This is a genomic window from Streptococcus oralis (assembly GCF_901543815.1).
Classification (GTDB): domain Bacteria; phylum Bacillota; class Bacilli; order Lactobacillales; family Streptococcaceae; genus Streptococcus; species Streptococcus oralis_CM.
In genome coordinates, this window is the sequence record NZ_CABEIU010000002.1 from 1770241 (window position 1) to 1788763 (window position 18523).

General features: G+C 43.9%; 15 protein-coding genes and 1 riboswitch. Of the genes, 8 read left to right on the top strand and 7 right to left on the bottom strand.

All coding sequences use genetic code 11. The features are described from left to right. Nucleotides 1–78: 78 nt before the first annotated feature. The 3 genes from mgtA to uvrA all read right to left on the bottom strand — a co-directional run bounded on the left by mgtA (nucleotide 79) and on the right by uvrA (nucleotide 7024). Nucleotides 79–2739 (bottom strand): magnesium-translocating P-type ATPase, encoded by a 2661-nt coding sequence (mgtA, locus tag FQT28_RS09055; protein ID WP_143989975.1) that lies wholly within the window; start codon nucleotides 2737–2739, stop codon nucleotides 79–81. Nucleotides 2740–2934: 195 nt separating this feature from the next. Then, a riboswitch (M-box (ykoK) riboswitch) is annotated at nucleotides 2935–3085 on the bottom strand. 53 nt (nucleotides 3086–3138) lie between these two features. After that, nucleotides 3139–4200 (bottom strand): M24 family metallopeptidase, encoded by a 1062-nt coding sequence (locus FQT28_RS09060; protein WP_143989976.1) that lies wholly within the window; start codon nucleotides 4198–4200, stop codon nucleotides 3139–3141. Then, nucleotides 4193–7024 carry an excinuclease ABC subunit UvrA gene (gene uvrA, locus FQT28_RS09065; RefSeq protein ID WP_143989977.1) on the bottom strand — a complete coding sequence of 944 codons (2832 nt, stop codon included), beginning with the start codon at nucleotides 7022–7024 and terminating at the stop codon, nucleotides 4193–4195. The genes FQT28_RS09060 and uvrA overlap by 8 nt, the downstream gene beginning before the upstream one ends. 136 nt (nucleotides 7025–7160) lie before the next feature. On the opposite strand from uvrA, the gene FQT28_RS09070 reads away from it, so the two are divergent. The 5 genes from FQT28_RS09070 to FQT28_RS09095 all read left to right on the top strand — a co-directional run bounded on the left by FQT28_RS09070 (nucleotide 7161) and on the right by FQT28_RS09095 (nucleotide 10828). Further along, nucleotides 7161–8105: a magnesium transporter CorA family protein gene (locus tag FQT28_RS09070; RefSeq protein ID WP_125449917.1), complete on the top strand. Its 945-nt coding sequence runs from the start codon at nucleotides 7161–7163 to the stop codon at nucleotides 8103–8105. 11 nt (nucleotides 8106–8116) lie between these two features. After that, entirely contained in the window at nucleotides 8117–8794 is a 678-nt protein-coding gene (locus FQT28_RS09075; protein WP_185768067.1) for a DUF1129 domain-containing protein, read from the top strand. 15 nt (nucleotides 8795–8809) lie between these two features. Beyond that, nucleotides 8810–9157, top strand: a complete 348-nt coding sequence (locus FQT28_RS09080; protein ID WP_000331825.1) for a TfoX/Sxy family protein — start codon at nucleotides 8810–8812, stop codon at nucleotides 9155–9157. Between the two features lie 267 nt (nucleotides 9158–9424). Further along, entirely contained in the window at nucleotides 9425–10459 is a 1035-nt protein-coding gene (locus FQT28_RS09090; RefSeq protein WP_125449913.1) for a S66 family peptidase, read from the top strand. A gap of 105 nt (nucleotides 10460–10564) precedes the next feature. After that, nucleotides 10565–10828 (top strand): SemiSWEET family transporter, encoded by a 264-nt coding sequence (locus tag FQT28_RS09095; RefSeq protein WP_000166112.1) that lies wholly within the window; start codon nucleotides 10565–10567, stop codon nucleotides 10826–10828. An 83-nt stretch (nucleotides 10829–10911) separates the two neighbouring features. Here FQT28_RS09095 and FQT28_RS09100 read toward each other — a convergent pair whose 3' ends face one another. Together FQT28_RS09100 and ruvA are read right to left on the bottom strand one after the other, a co-directional pair. Beyond that, nucleotides 10912–11475, bottom strand: a complete 564-nt coding sequence (locus FQT28_RS09100; RefSeq protein ID WP_125449911.1) for a DNA-3-methyladenine glycosylase I — start codon at nucleotides 11473–11475, stop codon at nucleotides 10912–10914. A gap of 9 nt (nucleotides 11476–11484) precedes the next feature. After that, entirely contained in the window at nucleotides 11485–12078 is a 594-nt protein-coding gene (gene ruvA, locus FQT28_RS09105) for a Holliday junction branch migration protein RuvA (protein ID WP_000273404.1), read from the bottom strand. Nucleotides 12079–12236: 158 nt separating this feature from the next. Here ruvA and FQT28_RS09110 point away from each other — a divergent pair, with 158 nt between their 5' ends. After that, on the top strand, nucleotides 12237–12734 hold the full coding sequence (locus FQT28_RS09110) for a helix-turn-helix domain-containing protein (protein ID WP_143990081.1): 498 nt from the start codon (nucleotides 12237–12239) through the stop codon (nucleotides 12732–12734). A 151-nt stretch (nucleotides 12735–12885) separates the two neighbouring features. On the opposite strand, the gene mutL is transcribed toward FQT28_RS09110, so the two are convergent. Further along, complete coding sequence (mutL, locus tag FQT28_RS09115) at nucleotides 12886–14835, bottom strand: DNA mismatch repair endonuclease MutL (RefSeq protein ID WP_143989978.1); 1950 nt, start codon at nucleotides 14833–14835, stop codon at nucleotides 12886–12888. 208 nt (nucleotides 14836–15043) lie between these two features. Between mutL and FQT28_RS09120 the strand changes: the two genes are divergently transcribed. Then, nucleotides 15044–15484, top strand: coding sequence for a LytTR family DNA-binding domain-containing protein (locus FQT28_RS09120; protein WP_143989979.1), 441 nt, complete (start codon nucleotides 15044–15046; stop codon nucleotides 15482–15484). Beyond that, nucleotides 15481–15939: a DUF3021 domain-containing protein gene (locus FQT28_RS09125; protein ID WP_143989980.1), complete on the top strand. Its 459-nt coding sequence runs from the start codon at nucleotides 15481–15483 to the stop codon at nucleotides 15937–15939. Before FQT28_RS09120 ends, FQT28_RS09125 begins: the two co-directional genes overlap by 4 nt. Nucleotides 15940–15979: 40 nt before the next feature. On the opposite strand, the gene mutS is transcribed toward FQT28_RS09125, so the two are convergent. After that, a complete protein-coding gene (gene mutS, locus FQT28_RS09130; RefSeq protein WP_143989981.1) occupies nucleotides 15980–18514 on the bottom strand; it encodes a DNA mismatch repair protein MutS in 2535 nt (844 codons plus the stop codon). Nucleotides 18515–18523 lie beyond the last annotated feature (9 nt).

Genomic DNA, 18523 nt, shown 5'->3' on the forward strand with positions numbered 1-18523 from the left:
CATCCGACTTGCGACCTATTTTTAAAAAAATTTAACTTTTTTTAGCGATTTTCGTACTTTTTTCTTGACAAAATCAATTTATAGCCAACTTTTAAATTTTTTGATATAGATTCGTTTCACTACTGTAACACTGATCATATAGAAAACGATGATCAAAAGCAAAAAGAGGAAATAAATTGGTTCCAAAGGGGTTAAATGAAGAAGGCTAGCAATTGAAGAGTAGGGAAGGAAGGTCACAAAACTAGCTGCTAGCAAGGTTGTTCCAAGAACAAACCATGACGGACGACTTTGCAAGAAAGGAAGCTTTGCTGAACGAAGCATATGGATAACCATGGTTTGGGACCACATGGATTCAATGAACCAACCTGTCTGGAACAAAATAATAAAGCCCGTTGCAGACTCTGCTCCGTGAGCATAGGCTTGACCTGTCGCCATTGGGACAATGACAAAATAGAGCAAGATAAAGGTCAAAATATCAAAGGCAGAAGAAATCGGACCCATCCAAATCATAAAACGAGTAATAGACTTAGCTTCCCACTTATGGGGATGTTTCAAAAAGTCTTCATCCACATTATCAAATGGCAAGGCAATGCAAGAAAGGTCGTAGACGAGGTTTAAGACAATCAAGTGAATCGGAGCCATAGGAAGGAAAGGTAAAAAAATACCAGACACTAACAGAGAGAAAATGTTCCCGAAATTAGAGCTGACCGTCATCTTGATATATTTGGTCATATTAGCGTAGACCTTACGTCCTTCAACCAGCCCTTTTTCAAGCACCATCAAATCCTTATCTAGCAAAATGACATCAGCCGTTTCTTTGGCAATATCTACTGCTGTATCAACAGAAATCCCCACATCTGCCACTTTCATAGAAGGGGCATCATTGATCCCATCTCCCATATAGCCGACACAATGTCCATTCGATTTGATTTGTAAAATGATTCGTGCTTTTTGATCTGGAGAGAGTTTGGCAAAGACAGTCACCTTCTCAACTGCTCGAGCCAACTCTTCGTCCGTCATGGCGTCAATATCCGAACCCAACAAGATTTGATCAACGTCTAGACCAACTTTTTCGCAAACTGCTTGGGTTACCTTCTCATTGTCCCCCGTCAAGATCTTTGTTTGAACACCGTGTTCTAACAAAGCTTGGATAGCAGGTGCTGCTGATGGTTTTGGTGGATCTAGAAAGGCAAGATATCCTGTTAGAATCATCTCTTTTTCATCTTCAACGGAGTAAGCAAAACCTTCTTTTAGGCCTGTTTTATAGGCGACTCCCAAGACTCGCAATCCCTGTTGATTAAGTTGATCTACTTCTTTTAAGATTTCCACTCGGATATCATCCGTCAGAGGGCTAATCTGACCTTGATATTCCACATGGGTTGAAATCGCAAGCATTTCCTCTAGGGCACCCTTGGTTACCAAACTAACAACTTCGTTCTCATCCTTGACGATGACACTCATCCGTCTGCGTTCAAAATCAAAGGGCAATTCGTCTATTTTTTGGAAGCTAGTACCCAAATTTTGTAGAATAGCGTGTTCTTTAGCTTCTTTTTCAGTTCTACTGATAATGGCACGGTCCATCAAGTTTTTCAAACCGGTTTGAAAATAGGAATTGAGATAGGCACGTCTCAACACAGATAAATCCAAATCTCCATGTATATCCAAAGGATATTCTAGGACAATTTCGTCTTGGGTAAGGGTTCCGGTTTTATCCGTGCATAAGATATCAATAGCACCTAGGTCCTGTATGGCATTGAGTTTTTTGATGACGACTTTTTCCTTGGCCATGATAATGGAGCCTTTTGCTAAACTAGCCGTGATGATCATAGGAAGCATCTCAGGTGTCAAACCAACACCAACACTCAGTGCAAACACACCTGCTTCCAGCCAGTCGCCATCTGTCAAGCCATTGGAGAGAAAGACGATGGGAACCATGACTAACATCAAACGGATCAAGAGCCAAGAGATGCTGTTCATCTCCCGTTCAAAAGAGGTCGGTTCGTCATAGGTATTGAGGGTCTGCTCGATTTCTCCCATCATGGTGTCATCACCGACCGCTAGAATCAAAGCCTTGGCACTTCCTGATATCACATTGGTTCCCATAAAGGCGAGCGCTTCTGCTTCTAGCAGACTATCAAAGTTTGACTGACTCATTTTTGACAAGGCCAGTTTTTCAACCGAGTCACTTTCACCTGTCAAACCAGACTGTTGGACAAAGAAATCACGTGATTCAATCAAAAGGAGGTCTGCTGGAATCATATCCCCAGCACTCAACTTGACCATATCTCCAACGACTAAATCCTCAATCGCGACCTCGAAACTCTGGCCTTCGCGGATAACTGTGGCTGTGTTCACAATCATTTTTGAAAGATTGGTCGCAGCTTTGTCGCTTCGCAGTTCTTGGACAAATCGAATGCCACCAGAAATGAGGACTAGGACAACGATGATGATAGAGGTCGTCGGATCTTCTTGCCCAGGCTTCGCCAACCAGACATTGGTCACCATGGAAATCATTGCAATGACCAGCAAGATGATTGTAAATGGATTGATAATAGATTCGTAAATTTTTTTGAGGATACTGTCTTCCTGACCCTTGGTGATGGTGTTTTCACCATATAAATCACGATTCTTTTCTATCTGTTCCTCAGTTAAGCCTGTTAGACTTGTCTTGTAAAAAGATAGAGTTTCGTTTAAAGGTGTATGAATAGCTGCTGCTAATCTTTCTTTTGTAGTTTTCATTGGTTTCTCCTATCTGTATGAATGATGTGTTTCATACACAGAGACCAATCACTTTATAAGGGCAGAACGACACAAATCAGCGATTGGCTGTGTATGTGCGGTTCTGGGTGGTCGTCAATTTGCATCGTCTGTCTCCTTTCCCTGTTCTAAAACAGTAGAAAATCCTGCCATAAAATGGCAGGATTAAAAAACTAATTATCTGTTTTTCGTTCAAGCTTTAACTCCATAGGGCAATGAAATGAGCTTAGTCTTGGCCTTCACGACCAGGACTGTTGACCAACGAGTAGTGTCTCCACTGCTTTGCGGTAGTCATCCGTATCCCTATGGTAGCCTCACCTACCGTTTTCGTCTATCAGTATAAACCTTTAAAATATAAAAGTCAACGATTTATCTCATTTTTTAGATAACAATCAATTCTTTTGGAGCTAGAGTCAACAATTCGCAACCGTTATCTGTAATCAGGATATCATCTTCAATACGAACGCCGTATTTACCTTCAATATAGATACCCGGTTCATCAGTCAAGACCATACCAGATTTAATGACTTCTTTGGAAGTTTGGCTAAAGTAAGGTTCTTCGTGAATATCCAGTCCGATACCGTGTCCAATACCGTGGGTAAAGTAGTCGCCATAGCCTGCCTCGATGATAATATCACGAGGTATTTTGTCAAAGTCGCGGAAACCTAATCCTGCCTTAGCCTGGTCAATCAAGGCTTGGTTGGCTTTCAGGACAGTATTGTAAATCTCTGCCTGCTCGTCACTGACATGACCGAGGTAGATGGTCCGTGTCATATCGCTGACATAGTGGTCGTAGAGACAGCCGAAGTCCATGGTGATGGCTTCTCCCGCTTCAACCGGCTTGTGCATTGGATGGGCATGGGGCTTAGAAGAGTTGATTCCACTTGCTAGAATGGTATCAAAAGACAAGCCTGCCGCTCCTAGCTCCCGCATGCGGAAATCAAGGAAGTTGGCAATTTCGATTTCAGTTTTCCCTGGTTTGATAAAGTCAAGTGCATCGCGAAAAGCTTGGTCTGAGATGGAACAAGCCTTGCGAATAGTCGCAATCTCTTTCTCATCCTTAATCATACGGAGCGCTTCAACAAACTGAGTCTGTGGAAGCAAGTCGATCCCTGCAAAAGCCGCCTGCATACGATGGTAATAAGAGACCGAAATCTCGTCCTCAAAACCGACGCGAGACAAGCCCATATCCTTAACAATGCCTGCAATGACAGCCAATTCATCACGGTCAGCCATAATCTCAAAACCTGTCACTTCTTGCTTAGCTGCAATGATATAGCGAGAGTCTGTCACCAAGACCTGACGGTCACGGCTGATAAAAACTGTTCCGTTCGAGCCCCAAAAACCAGTCAAATAATAGACGTTTTTAAGGTTATTGATAATGATGCCATCTAGTTCTTTTTCTTGCATTTTAGCTAGAAATGCTTGTACACGTTTATTCATGATGTAACTTTCCTTTCAAATAGTGTCCGGTGTAGCTGGCTTCGTTGGCCGCTACTTCTTCTGGGGTTCCTGTTGCGATGATGGTTCCACCACCGACACCGCCCTCAGGTCCTAGGTCAATAATATGGTCTGCTGTCTTGATAACATCTAGATTGTGCTCGATGACGAGGACTGTATTTCCATCGTCGACAAAGCGAGCCAAGACTTTAAGCAAGCGAGCGATATCCTCGGTATGAAGCCCTGTCGTCGGCTCATCCAGAATGTAGAAAGATTTTCCTGTCGAGCGTTTATGGAGTTCGCTAGCCAACTTCATACGCTGGGCTTCTCCCCCAGAAAGGGTGGTAGCCGGTTGCCCTAGCGTTACATAGCCCAGCCCCACATCCTTGATGGTCTGAAGTTTGCGTTGAATTTTTGGAATATGTTGGAAGAATTCCACCGCATCGTTGACGGTCATGTCCAAAACCTGCGAGATATTCTTTTCCTTATAGTGGACTTCTAGGGTTTCACTGTTGTAGCGAGTCCCGTGGCAGACTTCACAAGCCACGTAAACATCTGGCAAGAAGTGCATCTCGATCTTGATAATCCCGTCACCTGAGCAGGCTTCGCAACGACCACCCTTGACGTTGAAACTGAAACGGCCCTTCTTGTAACCACGAATCTTAGCCTCATTTGTCTGGGCAAAGAGGTCACGTATATCGTCAAAAACTCCCGTATAGGTAGCAGGGTTAGACCTTGGAGTCCGTCCAATTGGGCTCTGGTCAATATCAATCAAGCGGTCTACATGCTCAATCCCTGTAATCGTCTTAAACTTACCAGGTTTGTCTGAATTACGGTTAAGCTTCTGGGCAATGGCTTTTTTGAGGATACTGTTGATTAAGGTCGATTTCCCTGAGCCAGATACCCCCGTCACTGCGATAAATTTTCCTAGTGGGAAGCGAGCAGTGACATTTTGCAAGTTGTTCTCACGCGCTCCTGTCACCTCGATAAAACGACCATTTCCGGAACGGCGCTCTGCTGGCACTGGAATGGCTCTTTTGCCCGACAAGTACTGACCTGTGATGGACTTACTGTTGCGAGCCACTTGCTTAGGTGTCCCTGCAGCGACGATTTCCCCACCAAAGACTCCCGCACCAGGACCAACGTCAATCAGATAATCCGCCTCGCGCATGGTATCTTCGTCGTGTTCCACAACGATGAGAGTATTGCCCAAGTCACGCATTTTTTTCAAGCTGGCAATGAGACGGTCATTGTCCCTCTGGTGAAGTCCGATCGACGGCTCATCTAGAATATAAAGGACGCCTGATAGATTAGAACCAATCTGGGTTGCCAAGCGAATACGCTGACTCTCTCCTCCTGATAGGGTTCCTGCCGAACGTGACAGGGTTAGATAATTAAGACCCACGTTATTGAGGAAGGTCAAACGGTCCTTAATTTCCTTGAGAATAGGACGAGCTATGATGGCTTCATTTTCAGATAAGGTCAGCTGGCTCACCAACTCCAAGTGGTCTGCGATAGACAAGTCTGAAATCTCTCCGATATGGGGACCTTGCTCGCCACCCACACGGACAGACAAGGCCTGATCGTTAAGACGGTAGCCGTGACAAGTTCCGCAGGTCAGTTCATTCATATAGAGGCGCATCTGAGTGCGGGTGTAATCACTGTTAGTCTCATGGTAACGACGCTTGATATTATTGACAACTCCCTCAAAAGGAATGTCGATATCGCGCACACCGCCAAATTCATTCTCATAGTGGAAATGAAATTCCTTGCCCTCAGACCCATAGAGAATCAAGTTTTTATCTTCTTCTGACAAGTCCTCAAAAGGCTTATCCATATCCACTCCAAAGGCTGTCATGGCTTGTTCCAGCATGTTTGGATAGTAGTTGGATGAGATAGGATTCCAAGGAGCCAAAGCCCCCTCACGCAAAGTTTTGCTGGTATCAGGAACTACCAAATCAGCATCCACCTCCAGCTTGATGCCTAAACCATCACACTCGCTACAAGAGCCAAAAGGGGCATTAAAGGAGAAGAGACGAGGCTCTAACTCTGGAACAGTAAAGCCACAAACTGGGCAAGCATAATGCTCAGAGAAGAGCAACTCAGAATCGTCCATAGTGTCGATAATCACATAGCCTTCTGCGATACGAAGGGCAGCCTCAATGGAGTCAAAGAGACGGCTACGGATACCCTCCTTGATGACAATACGGTCAACCACGACATCGATATTGTGCTTCTTGCTCTTGGATAGCTCTGGTACTTCGGTCACATCATAGACTTCCCCATCCACTCGGACGCGGACGTAGCCGTCTTTCTGAACCTTTTCAATGACGCTCTTATGTTGCCCTTTTTTCTTACGAATGACAGGAGCTAAAATTTGCAAACGCTGACGTTCAGGCAACTCCAAGACCTTATCAACGATTTGCTCAACAGAAGAAGCCTTGATAGCCCCATGCCCGTTGATACAGTAAGGCGTCCCCACACGTGCGTAGAGGAGACGCAGATAGTCATTGATTTCAGTCGTTGTTCCAACGGTCGAGCGCGGGTTTTTGCTGGTGGTTTTCTGGTCAATGGAAATAGCTGGGCTGAGGCCATCAATAGCATCCACGTCTGGTTTTTCCATATTGCCCAAGAACTGGCGAGCGTAGGCTGACAAACTCTCTACATAGCGACGTTGTCCCTCCGCATAGAGGGTATCAAAAGCTAGACTGGATTTCCCAGAACCTGACAAGCCCGTTACGACGACCAGCTTGTCTCTAGGAATCTCCACATCGATATTTTTTAAGTTATGGGCACGTGCCCCATGAATCACAATTTTATCTTGCATCTTTGTTCTTTCTAGTCCATTATTGCTTTCCATTATACCAAAAAATGTGAAATTCTATTACCCAAAAAGCTGTTTTTATAGTATAATAGTACGGTGCAAAAAATGAATCACTGAATAGTAGGAAAGGATAGGGGATATGAAACAAGTTTTTCTCTCAACAACAACTGAATTTAAAGAGATCGACACGCTTGAACCGGGTACTTGGATCAACCTCGTCAATCCTACACAAAATGAATCGTTGGAAATCGCCAACGCCTTCGATATCGACATCACCGACCTTCGAGCACCGCTCGATGCGGAAGAAATGTCCCGTATCACCATCGAAGATGAGTACACTTTGATCATCGTGGACGTTCCCATCACAGAGGAAAGAAACAATCGTACCTACTACGTTACGATTCCGTTGGGGATTATCATCACCGAGGAAACCATTATCACCACCTGCTTGGAATCCCTCCCCGTTCTCGATGTCTTTATCAACCGTAGACTGCGTAACTTTTACACCTTCATGCGTTCACGTTTTATCTTCCAGATTCTCTATCGCAACGCAGAGCTTTACCTGACTGCCCTTCGTTCGATCGACCGTAAGAGTGAACAAATCGAAAGTCAACTTCACAAATCCACTCGAAATGAAGAACTGATCGAGCTCATGGAATTGGAAAAGACCATCGTCTATTTCAAGGCCTCACTTAAGACAAATGAGCGCGTGATTAAGAAATTGACCAGCGCAACTAGCAATATCAAGAAATACCTAGAGGACCAAGACCTGCTCGAAGATACCCTGATTGAAACCCAACAGGCCATCGAGATGGCAGATATCTATGGAAACGTCCTTCACTCTATGACAGAGACCTTTGCCTCCATCATTTCCAACAACCAGAACAACATCATGAAAACTCTGGCTCTCGTGACCATTGTCATGTCTGTCCCAACCATGATCTTCTCAGCCTATGGGATGAACTTCAAGGATAATGAAATCCCTCTAAACGGCGAGCCACACGCCTTCTGGTTAATCGTCTTTATCGCCTTTGCTATGAGTGTCTCGCTCACTCTCTATCTCATCCATAAAAAATGGTTCTAAGAGGAATCCCTATGTCTCAGATTGATTTACAAAAACTAACTAAGAAAAACCAAGAGTTTATCCACATCGCTACCCAACAATTTCTCAAAGATGGTAAAACTGATGCTGAAATCAAAGCTGTCTTTGAGGAAGTCATTCCTAAAATCCTTGAAGAGCAAGCCAAAGGTACAACGGCGCGTTCCCTCTACGGAGCTCCAACCCATTGGGCTCACAGTTTTACTGTCAAGGAGCAATATGAAAAAGAGCATCCAAAAGAAAATGACGATCCAAAACTCATGATTATGGACTCAGCCCTTTTTATCACCAGTCTCTTTGCATTGGTTAGCGCTCTGACTACCTTCTTCTCTACAGATCAGGCTATTGGCTATGGGTTGATTACCCTCTTATTGGTTGGACTTGTAGGAGGACTTGCCTTCTATTTGATGTACTACTTTGTCTACCAGTATTATGGACCAGACACAGATCGTAGCCAACGTCCTCCATTCTGGAAATCAATCCTCGTTATCCTGACCTCTATGGTCCTTTGGTTGGTTGTCTTCTTTGCAACAAGCTTCCTACCAGCCAACCTCAATCCTGTCCTTGCTCCATTGCCTTTGGCTATCCTGGGAGCTGCCCTTCTCGCCCTTCGCTTCTATCTCAAGAAACGTTTCAACATCCGAAGTGCAAGCGCGGGCCCATCACGTTATTAAGAAAAGTGAACAGCTATGGCATATAGTCAATCTTTAGCTCAGCAGATTCGAAAAATTCTAGCACTCAAACTTCCTCCCCAAATTTTCGAAGAAGAGTTAGAAGAAAAGAAACTGTTTGGTGGCCTGGCCTTTATGATTCGTGGGAAAATGGTCCTTACAGTCAGTTCCAGAAAGGACGAGCTGGTTATGGTGAGAATTGGCAAAGAAATGGAAAAGCAAGTTCTACCCCGAACAGGAGCTCATACTACATTGATGAGAGGGCGACCTTATCATGGCTATATAGACCTAGATATCGAAGGTCAAAAAGAACTGCCTTACTGGATTGATTTAGCCCTCTCCTATAATCAAGAGTTGACCAAGTAACTCATATCCAGCGAGATTAGAAAAACGAAAAGCAACTGCATAGGCGGTTGCTTTTTCACTTGCTTTCTTGAGATTCAATAGCACTTCTGAGTCTCATTCTTGTAGTTTTCTCTCATCTTTTGTGATAGAATAGGCTCATACTCAATGAAAATCAAAGAGCAAACTAGGAAGCTAGCCACAGGCTGTACTTGAGTACGGCAAGGCAAAGCTGACGTGGTTTGAATTTGATTTTCGAAGAGTATCAATCTATTTCTAGGAGGATGAGATATGGTTTCTACTATTGGTATTGTTAGTTTGTCTAGCGGTGTTATCGGAGAGGATTTTGTCAAACACGAAGTCGACTTGGGTCTCCAACGTCTCAAGGATTTAGAACTCAATCCTATCTTTTTGCCCCATTCGCTAAAAGGGTTAGACTTTATCAAAAACCATCCAGAGGCACGTGCAGAGGATTTGATGCAGGCCTTTTCGGATGATAGCATCGACATGATCCTATGCGCCATCGGTGGGGATGATACCTATCGTTTGCTACCTTATCTTTTTGAAAACGACCAGCTTCAAAAGGTTATCAAACCAAAGATTTTTCTTGGCTTCTCGGATACCACTATGAACCACCTTATGTTGCACAAACTAGGGGTCAAGACTTTTTATGGGCAATCCTTTCTAGCAGACATTTGTGAATTGGACAAGGAGATGTTGCCCTATAGCTTTCACTACTTTAAAGAATTGATCAAGACAGGAAGAATCTCAGAAATCCGCCCTAGCGACCTTTGGTATGAGGAACGAACTGATTTTAGTCCCAAGGCCCTGGGAACAGCTCGTATCAGTCATGTAAATACAGGTTTTGACTTGTTGCAAGGAAGTGCTCAGTTTGAGGGAGAAATTCTCGGTGGTTGCCTTGAATCTCTCTATGATATCTTTGACAACTCTCAATACGCAGACAGCACGGAGCTCTGCCAGAAGTACAAACTCTTCCCTGACTTATCCGACTGGGAAGGAAAGATTCTCTTGCTAGAAACAAGCGAAGAGAAGCCTGAGCCTGATGACTTCAAAAAGATGTTACGGGCTTTGAAAGAAACTGGGGTATTTGAGGTCATCAGTGGACTCTTGGTCGGAAAACCTATGGATGAAACCTTCTATGACGACTATAAAGAGGCACTATTGGATATCATTGACAGCAATATCCCGATTGTTTGTAATCTAAATGTCGGCCACGCGACACCAAGAGCCATTGTGCCCTTTGGCGTTCACGCCTATGTAGATGCACAGGAGCAAGTCATTCGCTTTGACCATAACAAAAAATAAACAATTTCTCTATTTTTGTGCTTTGGTATTGATTTTCGTTACAATTTGTGTCTGAATTTATTGCATTTTGCTTATTTCTATGATATCTTTTTAAAGGAGGTGTATATGACTAAACAAAAAATAAATCAAATTGTCGGTTCAATTGGAGCCTTTATCGGGATTATTGTATTTATCGCCTACATCCCACAAATTTTTGCCAATTTACAAGGCAACAAAGCTCAACCATTCCAGCCTTTATCCGCAGCAGTATCTTGTTTAATTTGGGTTATTTACGGATGGACAAAAGAACCTAAGAAGGATTGGATACTAATTATTCCAAACTCAGCTGGCGTTGTCTTAGGTGGACTGACATTTCTTACTGCACTATAAAAATTACTAGCATATAATCAAAAAGCTGAGAGGAATTTCTCAGCTTTTTTCTATATTCTCAGATAATTAGACGCCTGCACTCACTAATTTCCGTTTTTCCACTCACAATCATTCTCGTGGTCATCAACCAGGCCTGCTGCTTGTAGAAAAGCTAAAACTGCGACCGGGCCTGTGAACTTGAAACCTCGTTTTTTGAGATCTTGAGATAACTTTTCAGACAAGGATGTTTTAGCAGGTGCTAGGTGATAGTCAGGAACATCATTGATGATGGTTTGCCCATTAACAAAGGACCAGAGATAAGCGTCAAAAGAGCCGTAGGTTTTCTGGACTTGCAAAAATGCTTGGGCGTTGGCACGCGTCGCAAAGAGCTTGGCACGATTTCGGATGATGGCTGGATTCTCTAACAAGGCTTCCAACTCCCCATCTGTCATTTCCGCGACCGCTTGAATTTGATAGCCATGAAATGCTTCTCGGAATCCTTGGCGTTTGTTTAGTACCGTTTCCCAAGATAGACCCGACTGGTAAGTTTCCAAACAAAGCAACTCAAAAAGAGCACGGTCATCATGAAGGGGTTGGCCCCACTCTTCATCATGATAGGCCACATATAATGGGTTGTTCATTTTAACCCAAGCACAGCGTTTTGTCATAAAAATCTCCTATTTGACCAACATCTTAAGGGCCGACTTGATATAGTTCTCTGCTGTATCCGTCGTTCCTTCAAAGAATTTCTTGATTTTCTTAAGCTCGGTCGCCTTGTATCCCAGTGCCAACATGGCTTCCATAGCTTCTTCCAATTCTTGGTTTTCAGCACTCGCTTGTACTGCGACTTTGGCAGGAAGGTCATCACTAGCCACGACTACCTTGCCTTCCAAGTCCAGCACCATCTGCTGGGCTGTTTTCTTGCCAATTTTAGGGAATTTGGTCAAGTAGGTGATGTTCTTGGTCTCAATCGCCTGAACCAAGCCAGCATTGTCATCGGCAGCGATAATAGCAAGAGCTGATACAGGACCAATCCCAGAGACCGAGATCAGACTAAGAAAGAGCTTCTTCTCGTCTTCTGAGTGGAAACCGTAAAGCAGATGGGCGTCCTCACGAACAACTTGATGCACATAAATTTGAGTTTCTTGATTGACCTGATCTGAGTAAGCATAGGGATTGGCTACATGCAAGATATAACCGATACCATTCGCCTCTAGGACAATGTATTTAGCAGTGATTTTAGTAATGATTCCTTTTAGATATTCGTACATAGTTTTTCTCCATTATTTTGCCTATCTAGTATATCATATTTCCCCAAGACAGACTGCAACAAAAGGTGCAACCTCTGGTTGACAAATAGTACAGGAGATTGTATTCTCATTATAAGTAAAAATTGTTAGGATAGAGGTAGAAAAAGGAGGATAGAATGATGAAACTCGCAGAAAAATTATTTGAACTCCGAAAGGAAAAAGGTTGGTCACAGGAAAAGCTAGCTGAACAAATCAATGTTTCTCGGCAAAGCATCTCAAAATGGGAGTCTGGACAAGTTCTTCCAGAAACCGAAAAAATCATTGAATTAAGCAAGATTTTTCAAGTGACAACTGACTATCTCTTACTGGAGGAAAACTCTGAAAAATCTTCCACGGCAGTGATTTTGGAGGAAGATAAGGACAAATACTATAAAGAGGCTAAATCCTATGGTCTCTGGCAAGTGATTTATATTTTCGTCTTAGCTCTGGCTATCTATCTCTTTTTAGCCGGCTCTAGTTTCCCAGTCGAATTCACCGCCTGGATTTGGCTGACCTTCGTTCTCTTGATTGCGTCTGCAATTGCTATCAACAAGGCTCTCAAAACCAAACAACGTTATCTTGATAGGGTGATTGGTCTTGAGAATCCTTCAAACCAAGACGACTCTGCGAAACCTTGAGTCAATTGATTCATATTTCTCAGTACTTTTATAGGACTGGTCTTGTCAAGCAAGTGTAAACCTCATGTCAAGTTGCCCATGTCCAATCAAAGTTCCCACCTTAGAAAAATTAAAAAGCCTTGTTCAAAAGGAACAAAGGCTTTTTGTGTTCTTAATATTTCCCCAACTCACGGAGACTGGTATGATTTTCCTGAATGCGTCGGAACATTTTTTCCATATCTGACTTAGTAAAATGCACCAAAACGGGACGTCCATGAGGACAGTTATATGGATTGTCACATTGAGAAAGCTGATAAAGGAGCTGTCTGGCTGAGTGGTCATCGATACGATGGTTGGCCTTGATAGACCGCTTGCAGGACATCATGATAGCCAGCTCTGCTCGGTATTTTTTGATTGAAACTTCCTTGGTCAAGAGGAGCATGTCACACATTTCATAGATGCCTGACTCAATTTCTTCTTCTGCCATCCAAATAGGATGTTCACGTAGGATGAATTGATTTTCTCCGTACTCTGCTAGAAAGACGCCCACTTCCTCCAAAAGTGGCATTCTTTCCTTGAGACGCAGAACATCATCCACAGGAAATTCAAAGATGTAGGGCACTAGGAGTTGTTGCTGACTCTGGTCAACATTGCCGATACTTTCGCGGTATTCCTCGTACTTGACCCGTTCCTGAGCCGCGTGTTGGTCTATGATATAGAGACCATCTCGCCCTTGGGCAAAAAGATAGGTCCCGTGCATTTGCCCGAAAAACTCCAACTCTGGGAAACTGGATGATTCTTCTCTCTCCAGCTTGTCATAAGCCTTATCGAGGCTAGCAAGATCTAACTCTGGATGGTCTAGTTGGTCGTAGTTAGCAGGCTTTCTCTCTGCAAAATGGAGTTTTGCGGGCTTGGTCAACTGGTCCAAGGTTTCCTTGGCAAATAAGGTCAAATCTTTCCCTTCCTCAGTTAACTCAACCTGATGATCAGCAACCTCAGCTTGACTAGGTCTTGAGAGTTCTGTTTTTTCATAGTAGAGCGTATTTTCTTTGAGTGGGAGAATGGTCTGCTCTACTTTTTCACGATTGCGTACGGTAGATTTGGCAAGATTTTCCAAGGCATCAGGTATCAAGGTTTGCTCCTTGAGACTATTTGAAATAGCTTCTGAAACCAGCGTCATCAGTTCTTTTTCCTTGGAAATCCGCACCTCTTGCTTGGTTGGATGCACATTGACATCCGCTAGATAAGGATCGATATGGATGTGAATGACAGCCAGTGGAAAACGTCCTACCATGAGCTTACTGCCATAGCCGTCAAGAATTGCACGGTTGAGCAGGAAGTTTTTGATATAACGGCCATTGATGAAGAGGCTGATATAATTGCGATTGGCCCTAGTTAACTCAGGCAAGGACACAAAACCTGAAATTTCGAAGTCCAGATCCGAGTTCTCAATGGCTATCATCTTCTTGGCACTAGCCAAACCATAGATCCCAGCAATAGCTTGGCGCAGTTGACCAGTCCCTGCTGTTCGTGTCATTTCCTTGCCATCACTGATTAAACTAAAAGAAATCTCAGGATGAGCCAAGCCCAGACGGTTGACAATATCAATGATATGGGACAACTCCGCCTGCTGGCTCTTCATATACTTGAGGCGAGCAGGCGTATTGAAAAAGAGGTCCTCTACACAAACCTTGGTCCCCACGGGACTAGTCGCTGGGATGATTTCCTCAACTTGACCTCCACGCGCGACTAACTTAGTCCCATGACTCGCACCATCCACCGCCGTCAACAGAGTTAAGACACTGACAGAAGCAATAGAGGGCAGGGCTTCACCACGAAAACCAAGCGTCCGAATCCGAAAGAGATCTGCTTGATTTTTTATCTTACTGGTCGCATGGCGACGCAGGGCCAACTCCACCTCATCGTGGGCAATTCCATGACCATTATCTGTGATTTGGATCTTCTTAAGACCTGCTTCCTCAATCTCGATGATAATCTGGCTAGAACCAGCGTCAATGGCGTTTTCTACCAACTCTTTCACCACACTGGCAGGACGTTCAATAACCTCTCCAGCCGCGATCTGGTTTGCTAGCACCTCTGGCAATTCAATAATATGAGACATCTTTCAGCCCCTTTCTGTATCTATTTTCCTAGAAATTGATTAGTGCTATTATACCATATTTCAGATGTTACCAGAAAAAGCAAATACCACATAGACTCCAAATCCCGCCGCATAGGCAAAAGCTCTTGCCATGAGCCCTAAAATAGTGTTTAATAAAGGTGTACAAGAAGTGATCACAACTTTGTATAACTGAAAAGGAGGGAAATTTATGAAAGTAGAACTACAGATTAATGAAACTTACGAGGAGGAAAAACTGATTGTCCAAACTCCTCAACCGACCGAAAAAGTCCAGAAAGTCATCGAGTTCGCAGAAAATCTTGATCAAAAAGAAACAATCAAAGGAAAAATCGAGGATCAGGTCTATCTAGTTAAGATTGGTAAGATACAACGCTTCTATATCGAGAATCGGAAGGTTCTAGCAGAAACTGCATCTCAGACCTACACCATTGATTTGCGTCTCTATCAGATTCTTGAAATTCTGCCGACCACTTTTATCCAAATTTCCCAATCAGAAATCATCAATATCGACTCTATCTCTCATCTCAAACTAACACCCAACGGTCTGGTAGAAATCTATCTAAAAAACGAAAGCTTCACCTACTCTTCACGCCGTTACCTAAAAACCATCAAGGAGAAATTAGAACTATGAAAAAACAAATCTTTCACGATGCAGCCGCTGGTGTTCTTATCGGCCTCATCCTCTCTATCATCTTTTCACTCATTTATGCACCAAGTACCTACGCCCCACTGAGTTCCGATTCTCTAATCGGCCAAGTGATGTTTCAACATCAGGTTCACGGTGCCCTGGTCTTGCTCTACTGTACTCTTATCTGGGCAGCCATCGGTATTCTCTTCAATTTTGGCAACCGATTATTCAGCCGTGACTGGAGCATGCTCCGTGCGACTCTGACTCATTTCTTCCTTATGCTGGCTGGCTTTGTCCCACTAGCAACTCTAGCTGGTTGGTTCCCGTTACACTGGATTTTTTATCTCCAACTCATTATAGAGTTTGCGATTGTCTACCTTATCATCTGGACTATTCTCTATAAAAGAGAGGCAAAAAAAGTAGACCATATCAATCAACTCTTGGCCCATAAAAAGTAATAGAGAAAAACCCACTCACAAAAATGTGAGTGGGCTCTTTTTATAACTTTTGTTTGAACTCGACTAAGACATTCATAGCCTGCATAGGCGTCATGTTGTACACATCCAGCTGAGCTAATTCGGCTAGGATAGGATGTTCTTCAGGTGTATCAAAGAGTGACATCTGTTCAGTGATGGCGCTAGTTTGCCTCATCGGACTTGGACTTTCACCCCCTTGACTCTCCAGTTGTGTCAAAATCTTATCCGCTCTTGCTAAAAGTTCTGCTGGTAAGCCAGCAATCTTAGCAACATGGATACCGTAGGATTTATCAGCTGGTCCTGGTTCAATCTTGTGAAGGAAGGTGACTTGTCCATCCTGTTCTAAGGTTGCCACGTGGACATTGACCAAGTGTTCCAAACTGGACTCCAGACTGGTCAACTCATGGTAGTGGGTCGCAAAGAGGGTTTTGGCTCCGATATGCTCATGGATGTATTCGATGATGGACTGAGCCAGAGCCATCCCGTCATAAGTCGCAGTTCCTCGACCTAACTCATCAAAGAGAATCAAGGAATTTTTGGTCGCATGCGAAATGGCATTGTTGGCTTCCATCATCTCTACCATGAAGGTTGATTGACCTGAAACCAAGTCATCTGCTGCTCCAATGCGGGTAAAGATAGCATCAAAAATCGGTAAATAGGCACTCTCAGCAGGAACATAAGAACCCATCTGGGCCATAACCGCCGTCATAGCTAGCTGGCGCATGTAGGTAGACTTCCCGCTCATGTTGGGTCCTGTAATCAACTGAATGCTGGTATTTTCTGACATCTGGATACTGTTTGGAATATAGGTCTGCGCTCCCATGACCTTTTCGACAACAGCATGACGACCTTTCTGGATAGCGATTTGGGAATCCTCTCCAAACTCAGGTCGAATCAAATGCTGGGTTTCGGCCACAACTGCTAGACTTTGCAAGACATCAACTGTCGCAATTCCTTGGGCTAAAACCTGCAAACGCTGAATGTACTTGCCGACTTCCTCACGGATACGCATAAAGATTTCGTACTCTAGGTTGGCTGACTTCTCACGCGCCTCCAACATATCTCCCTCTATACGAGCTAATTCCTCGGTCCCAAAGCGTTCTGAGTTTTTCAGCGTCGCCTTGCGGAAAAAGTGGGCTGGCACATTTCCCAGTTGCGAATTGGTCACATGGAAATAGTAGCCATCCTTTTTATTGTAGTCAATCTTAAGCGTGCTGATACCAGAGTTTTCTCGCTCCTTAGCCTCAATCTCAGCAATCCAACTGGTCCCTTCTCTGAGCACTCGACGGTATTTATCCAAGGTTTCATCAAATCCAGTCCGGATAATACCACCTTCCGTAATCACATGAGGAGCTTCAGGAGCAATCGCTGCACTAATCAAGCTCTCCAACTCAGGAATGGCATCCAACTGTTCGATGAGATAAGCCAGAGCAGGTTGCTCCATTCCCTCTAAAATCGCACGAATCCGTGGCACACTAGACAAGGTGGTCGCTAACTGTAAGAGATCCTTGGGATTGGTCTTGCCAAAGGAAACCCGACTAGCCAAACGTTCGATATCATAAACACCCTTGAGACTGTCTGTCAAATCACTGCGCTCAAAGAAGTGGTCAAGAAAGACCTGCACCACCTCTTGACGTTGGACGATTCGCTCCTTATCAATCAAAGGACGATGGATCCAAGACCGCAAGAGCCGCATACCCATAGCCGTTTTGGTTTCATCTAAAAGCCAGAAAAGACTGCCTTGCTTCTTACCTGAACGGGCATTCTCAACCAAATCCAGACTAGCCTTGGTCGCATAGTCCATCTGTAAGAAATCTTTGATTTCATAGCGGATAACTGGTTTGAGGTGATTCAATTCCCGCATCTGAGTCCAGTGAACATACTGGAGGAGCTTACTAGCTGCTGCTTGCTCCACAGCTGCCAGTCGTGGATCCAGTAAATGAATGTCCTCAAAGCCTTCCTTCTCATAAGAAAGCACTAGATTCATCTGGCGACTGAGGATTTGTTCTTCTTCCTCAGACAAGTCATAACCAAGCACCACTTCACGAGCCTTGAGGTTGCGAATTTCCCCACAAACCAACGTAAAATCCAATAGCCCCGTCACATAGAAATCACCCGTCACCAGATCCATATAGGCTAGGCCAAATTGATTGCCATCACGATCTATGGCAACCAAGAAATTGTTCTGACTATCTGGCTTACTGCTATCAACGACTGTACCGGGTGTGATGACCTGAACCACCTCTCGCTTGACAACCCCAACCGCTTGTTTGGGATCCTCCATCTGCTCGGCAATAGCCACCTTATAGCCCTGCTCAATCAAAACATCAATATACTGCTGGGCAGAATGATAGGGAACACCAGCCATGGGTATCGGATTTTCTGCATTTTTATTACGACTGGTCAGTGAAATCTCTAAAATCTGCGCCGCATTGACCGCATCTTCGTAAAACAGCTCATAAAAATCACCCATCCGAAAGAGCAAAAAAGCATCTGGATATTGCTTTTTAATATCCACATACTGCTGCATACCAGGTGATAGTTTTTCTGTCGTCATATTGGCTCT

Bases quoted from the DNA above. Each gene is read 5' to 3' on its own strand.
- mgtA (WP_143989975.1), bottom strand. From the start codon at position 2,739: ATGAAAACTACAAAAGAAAGATTAGCAGCAGCTATTCATACACCTTTA.
- FQT28_RS09060 (WP_143989976.1), bottom strand. From the start codon at position 4,200: ATGAATAAACGTGTACAAGCATTTCTAGCTAAAATGCAAGAAAAAGAA.
- uvrA (WP_143989977.1), bottom strand. From the start codon at position 7,024: ATGCAAGATAAAATTGTGATTCATGGGGCACGTGCCCATAACTTAAAA.
- FQT28_RS09070 (WP_125449917.1), top strand. From the start codon at position 7,161: ATGAAACAAGTTTTTCTCTCAACAACAACTGAATTTAAAGAGATCGAC.
- FQT28_RS09075 (WP_185768067.1), top strand. From the start codon at position 8,117: ATGTCTCAGATTGATTTACAAAAACTAACTAAGAAAAACCAAGAGTTT.
- FQT28_RS09080 (WP_000331825.1), top strand. From the start codon at position 8,810: ATGGCATATAGTCAATCTTTAGCTCAGCAGATTCGAAAAATTCTAGCA.
- FQT28_RS09090 (WP_125449913.1), top strand. From the start codon at position 9,425: ATGGTTTCTACTATTGGTATTGTTAGTTTGTCTAGCGGTGTTATCGGA.
- FQT28_RS09095 (WP_000166112.1), top strand. From the start codon at position 10,565: ATGACTAAACAAAAAATAAATCAAATTGTCGGTTCAATTGGAGCCTTT.
- FQT28_RS09100 (WP_125449911.1), bottom strand. From the start codon at position 11,475: ATGACAAAACGCTGTGCTTGGGTTAAAATGAACAACCCATTATATGTG.
- ruvA (WP_000273404.1), bottom strand. From the start codon at position 12,078: ATGTACGAATATCTAAAAGGAATCATTACTAAAATCACTGCTAAATAC.
- FQT28_RS09110 (WP_143990081.1), top strand. From the start codon at position 12,237: ATGAAACTCGCAGAAAAATTATTTGAACTCCGAAAGGAAAAAGGTTGG.
- mutL (WP_143989978.1), bottom strand. From the start codon at position 14,835: ATGTCTCATATTATTGAATTGCCAGAGGTGCTAGCAAACCAGATCGCG.
- FQT28_RS09120 (WP_143989979.1), top strand. From the start codon at position 15,044: ATGAAAGTAGAACTACAGATTAATGAAACTTACGAGGAGGAAAAACTG.
- FQT28_RS09125 (WP_143989980.1), top strand. From the start codon at position 15,481: ATGAAAAAACAAATCTTTCACGATGCAGCCGCTGGTGTTCTTATCGGC.
- mutS (WP_143989981.1), bottom strand. From the start codon at position 18,514: ATGACGACAGAAAAACTATCACCTGGTATGCAGCAGTATGTGGATATT.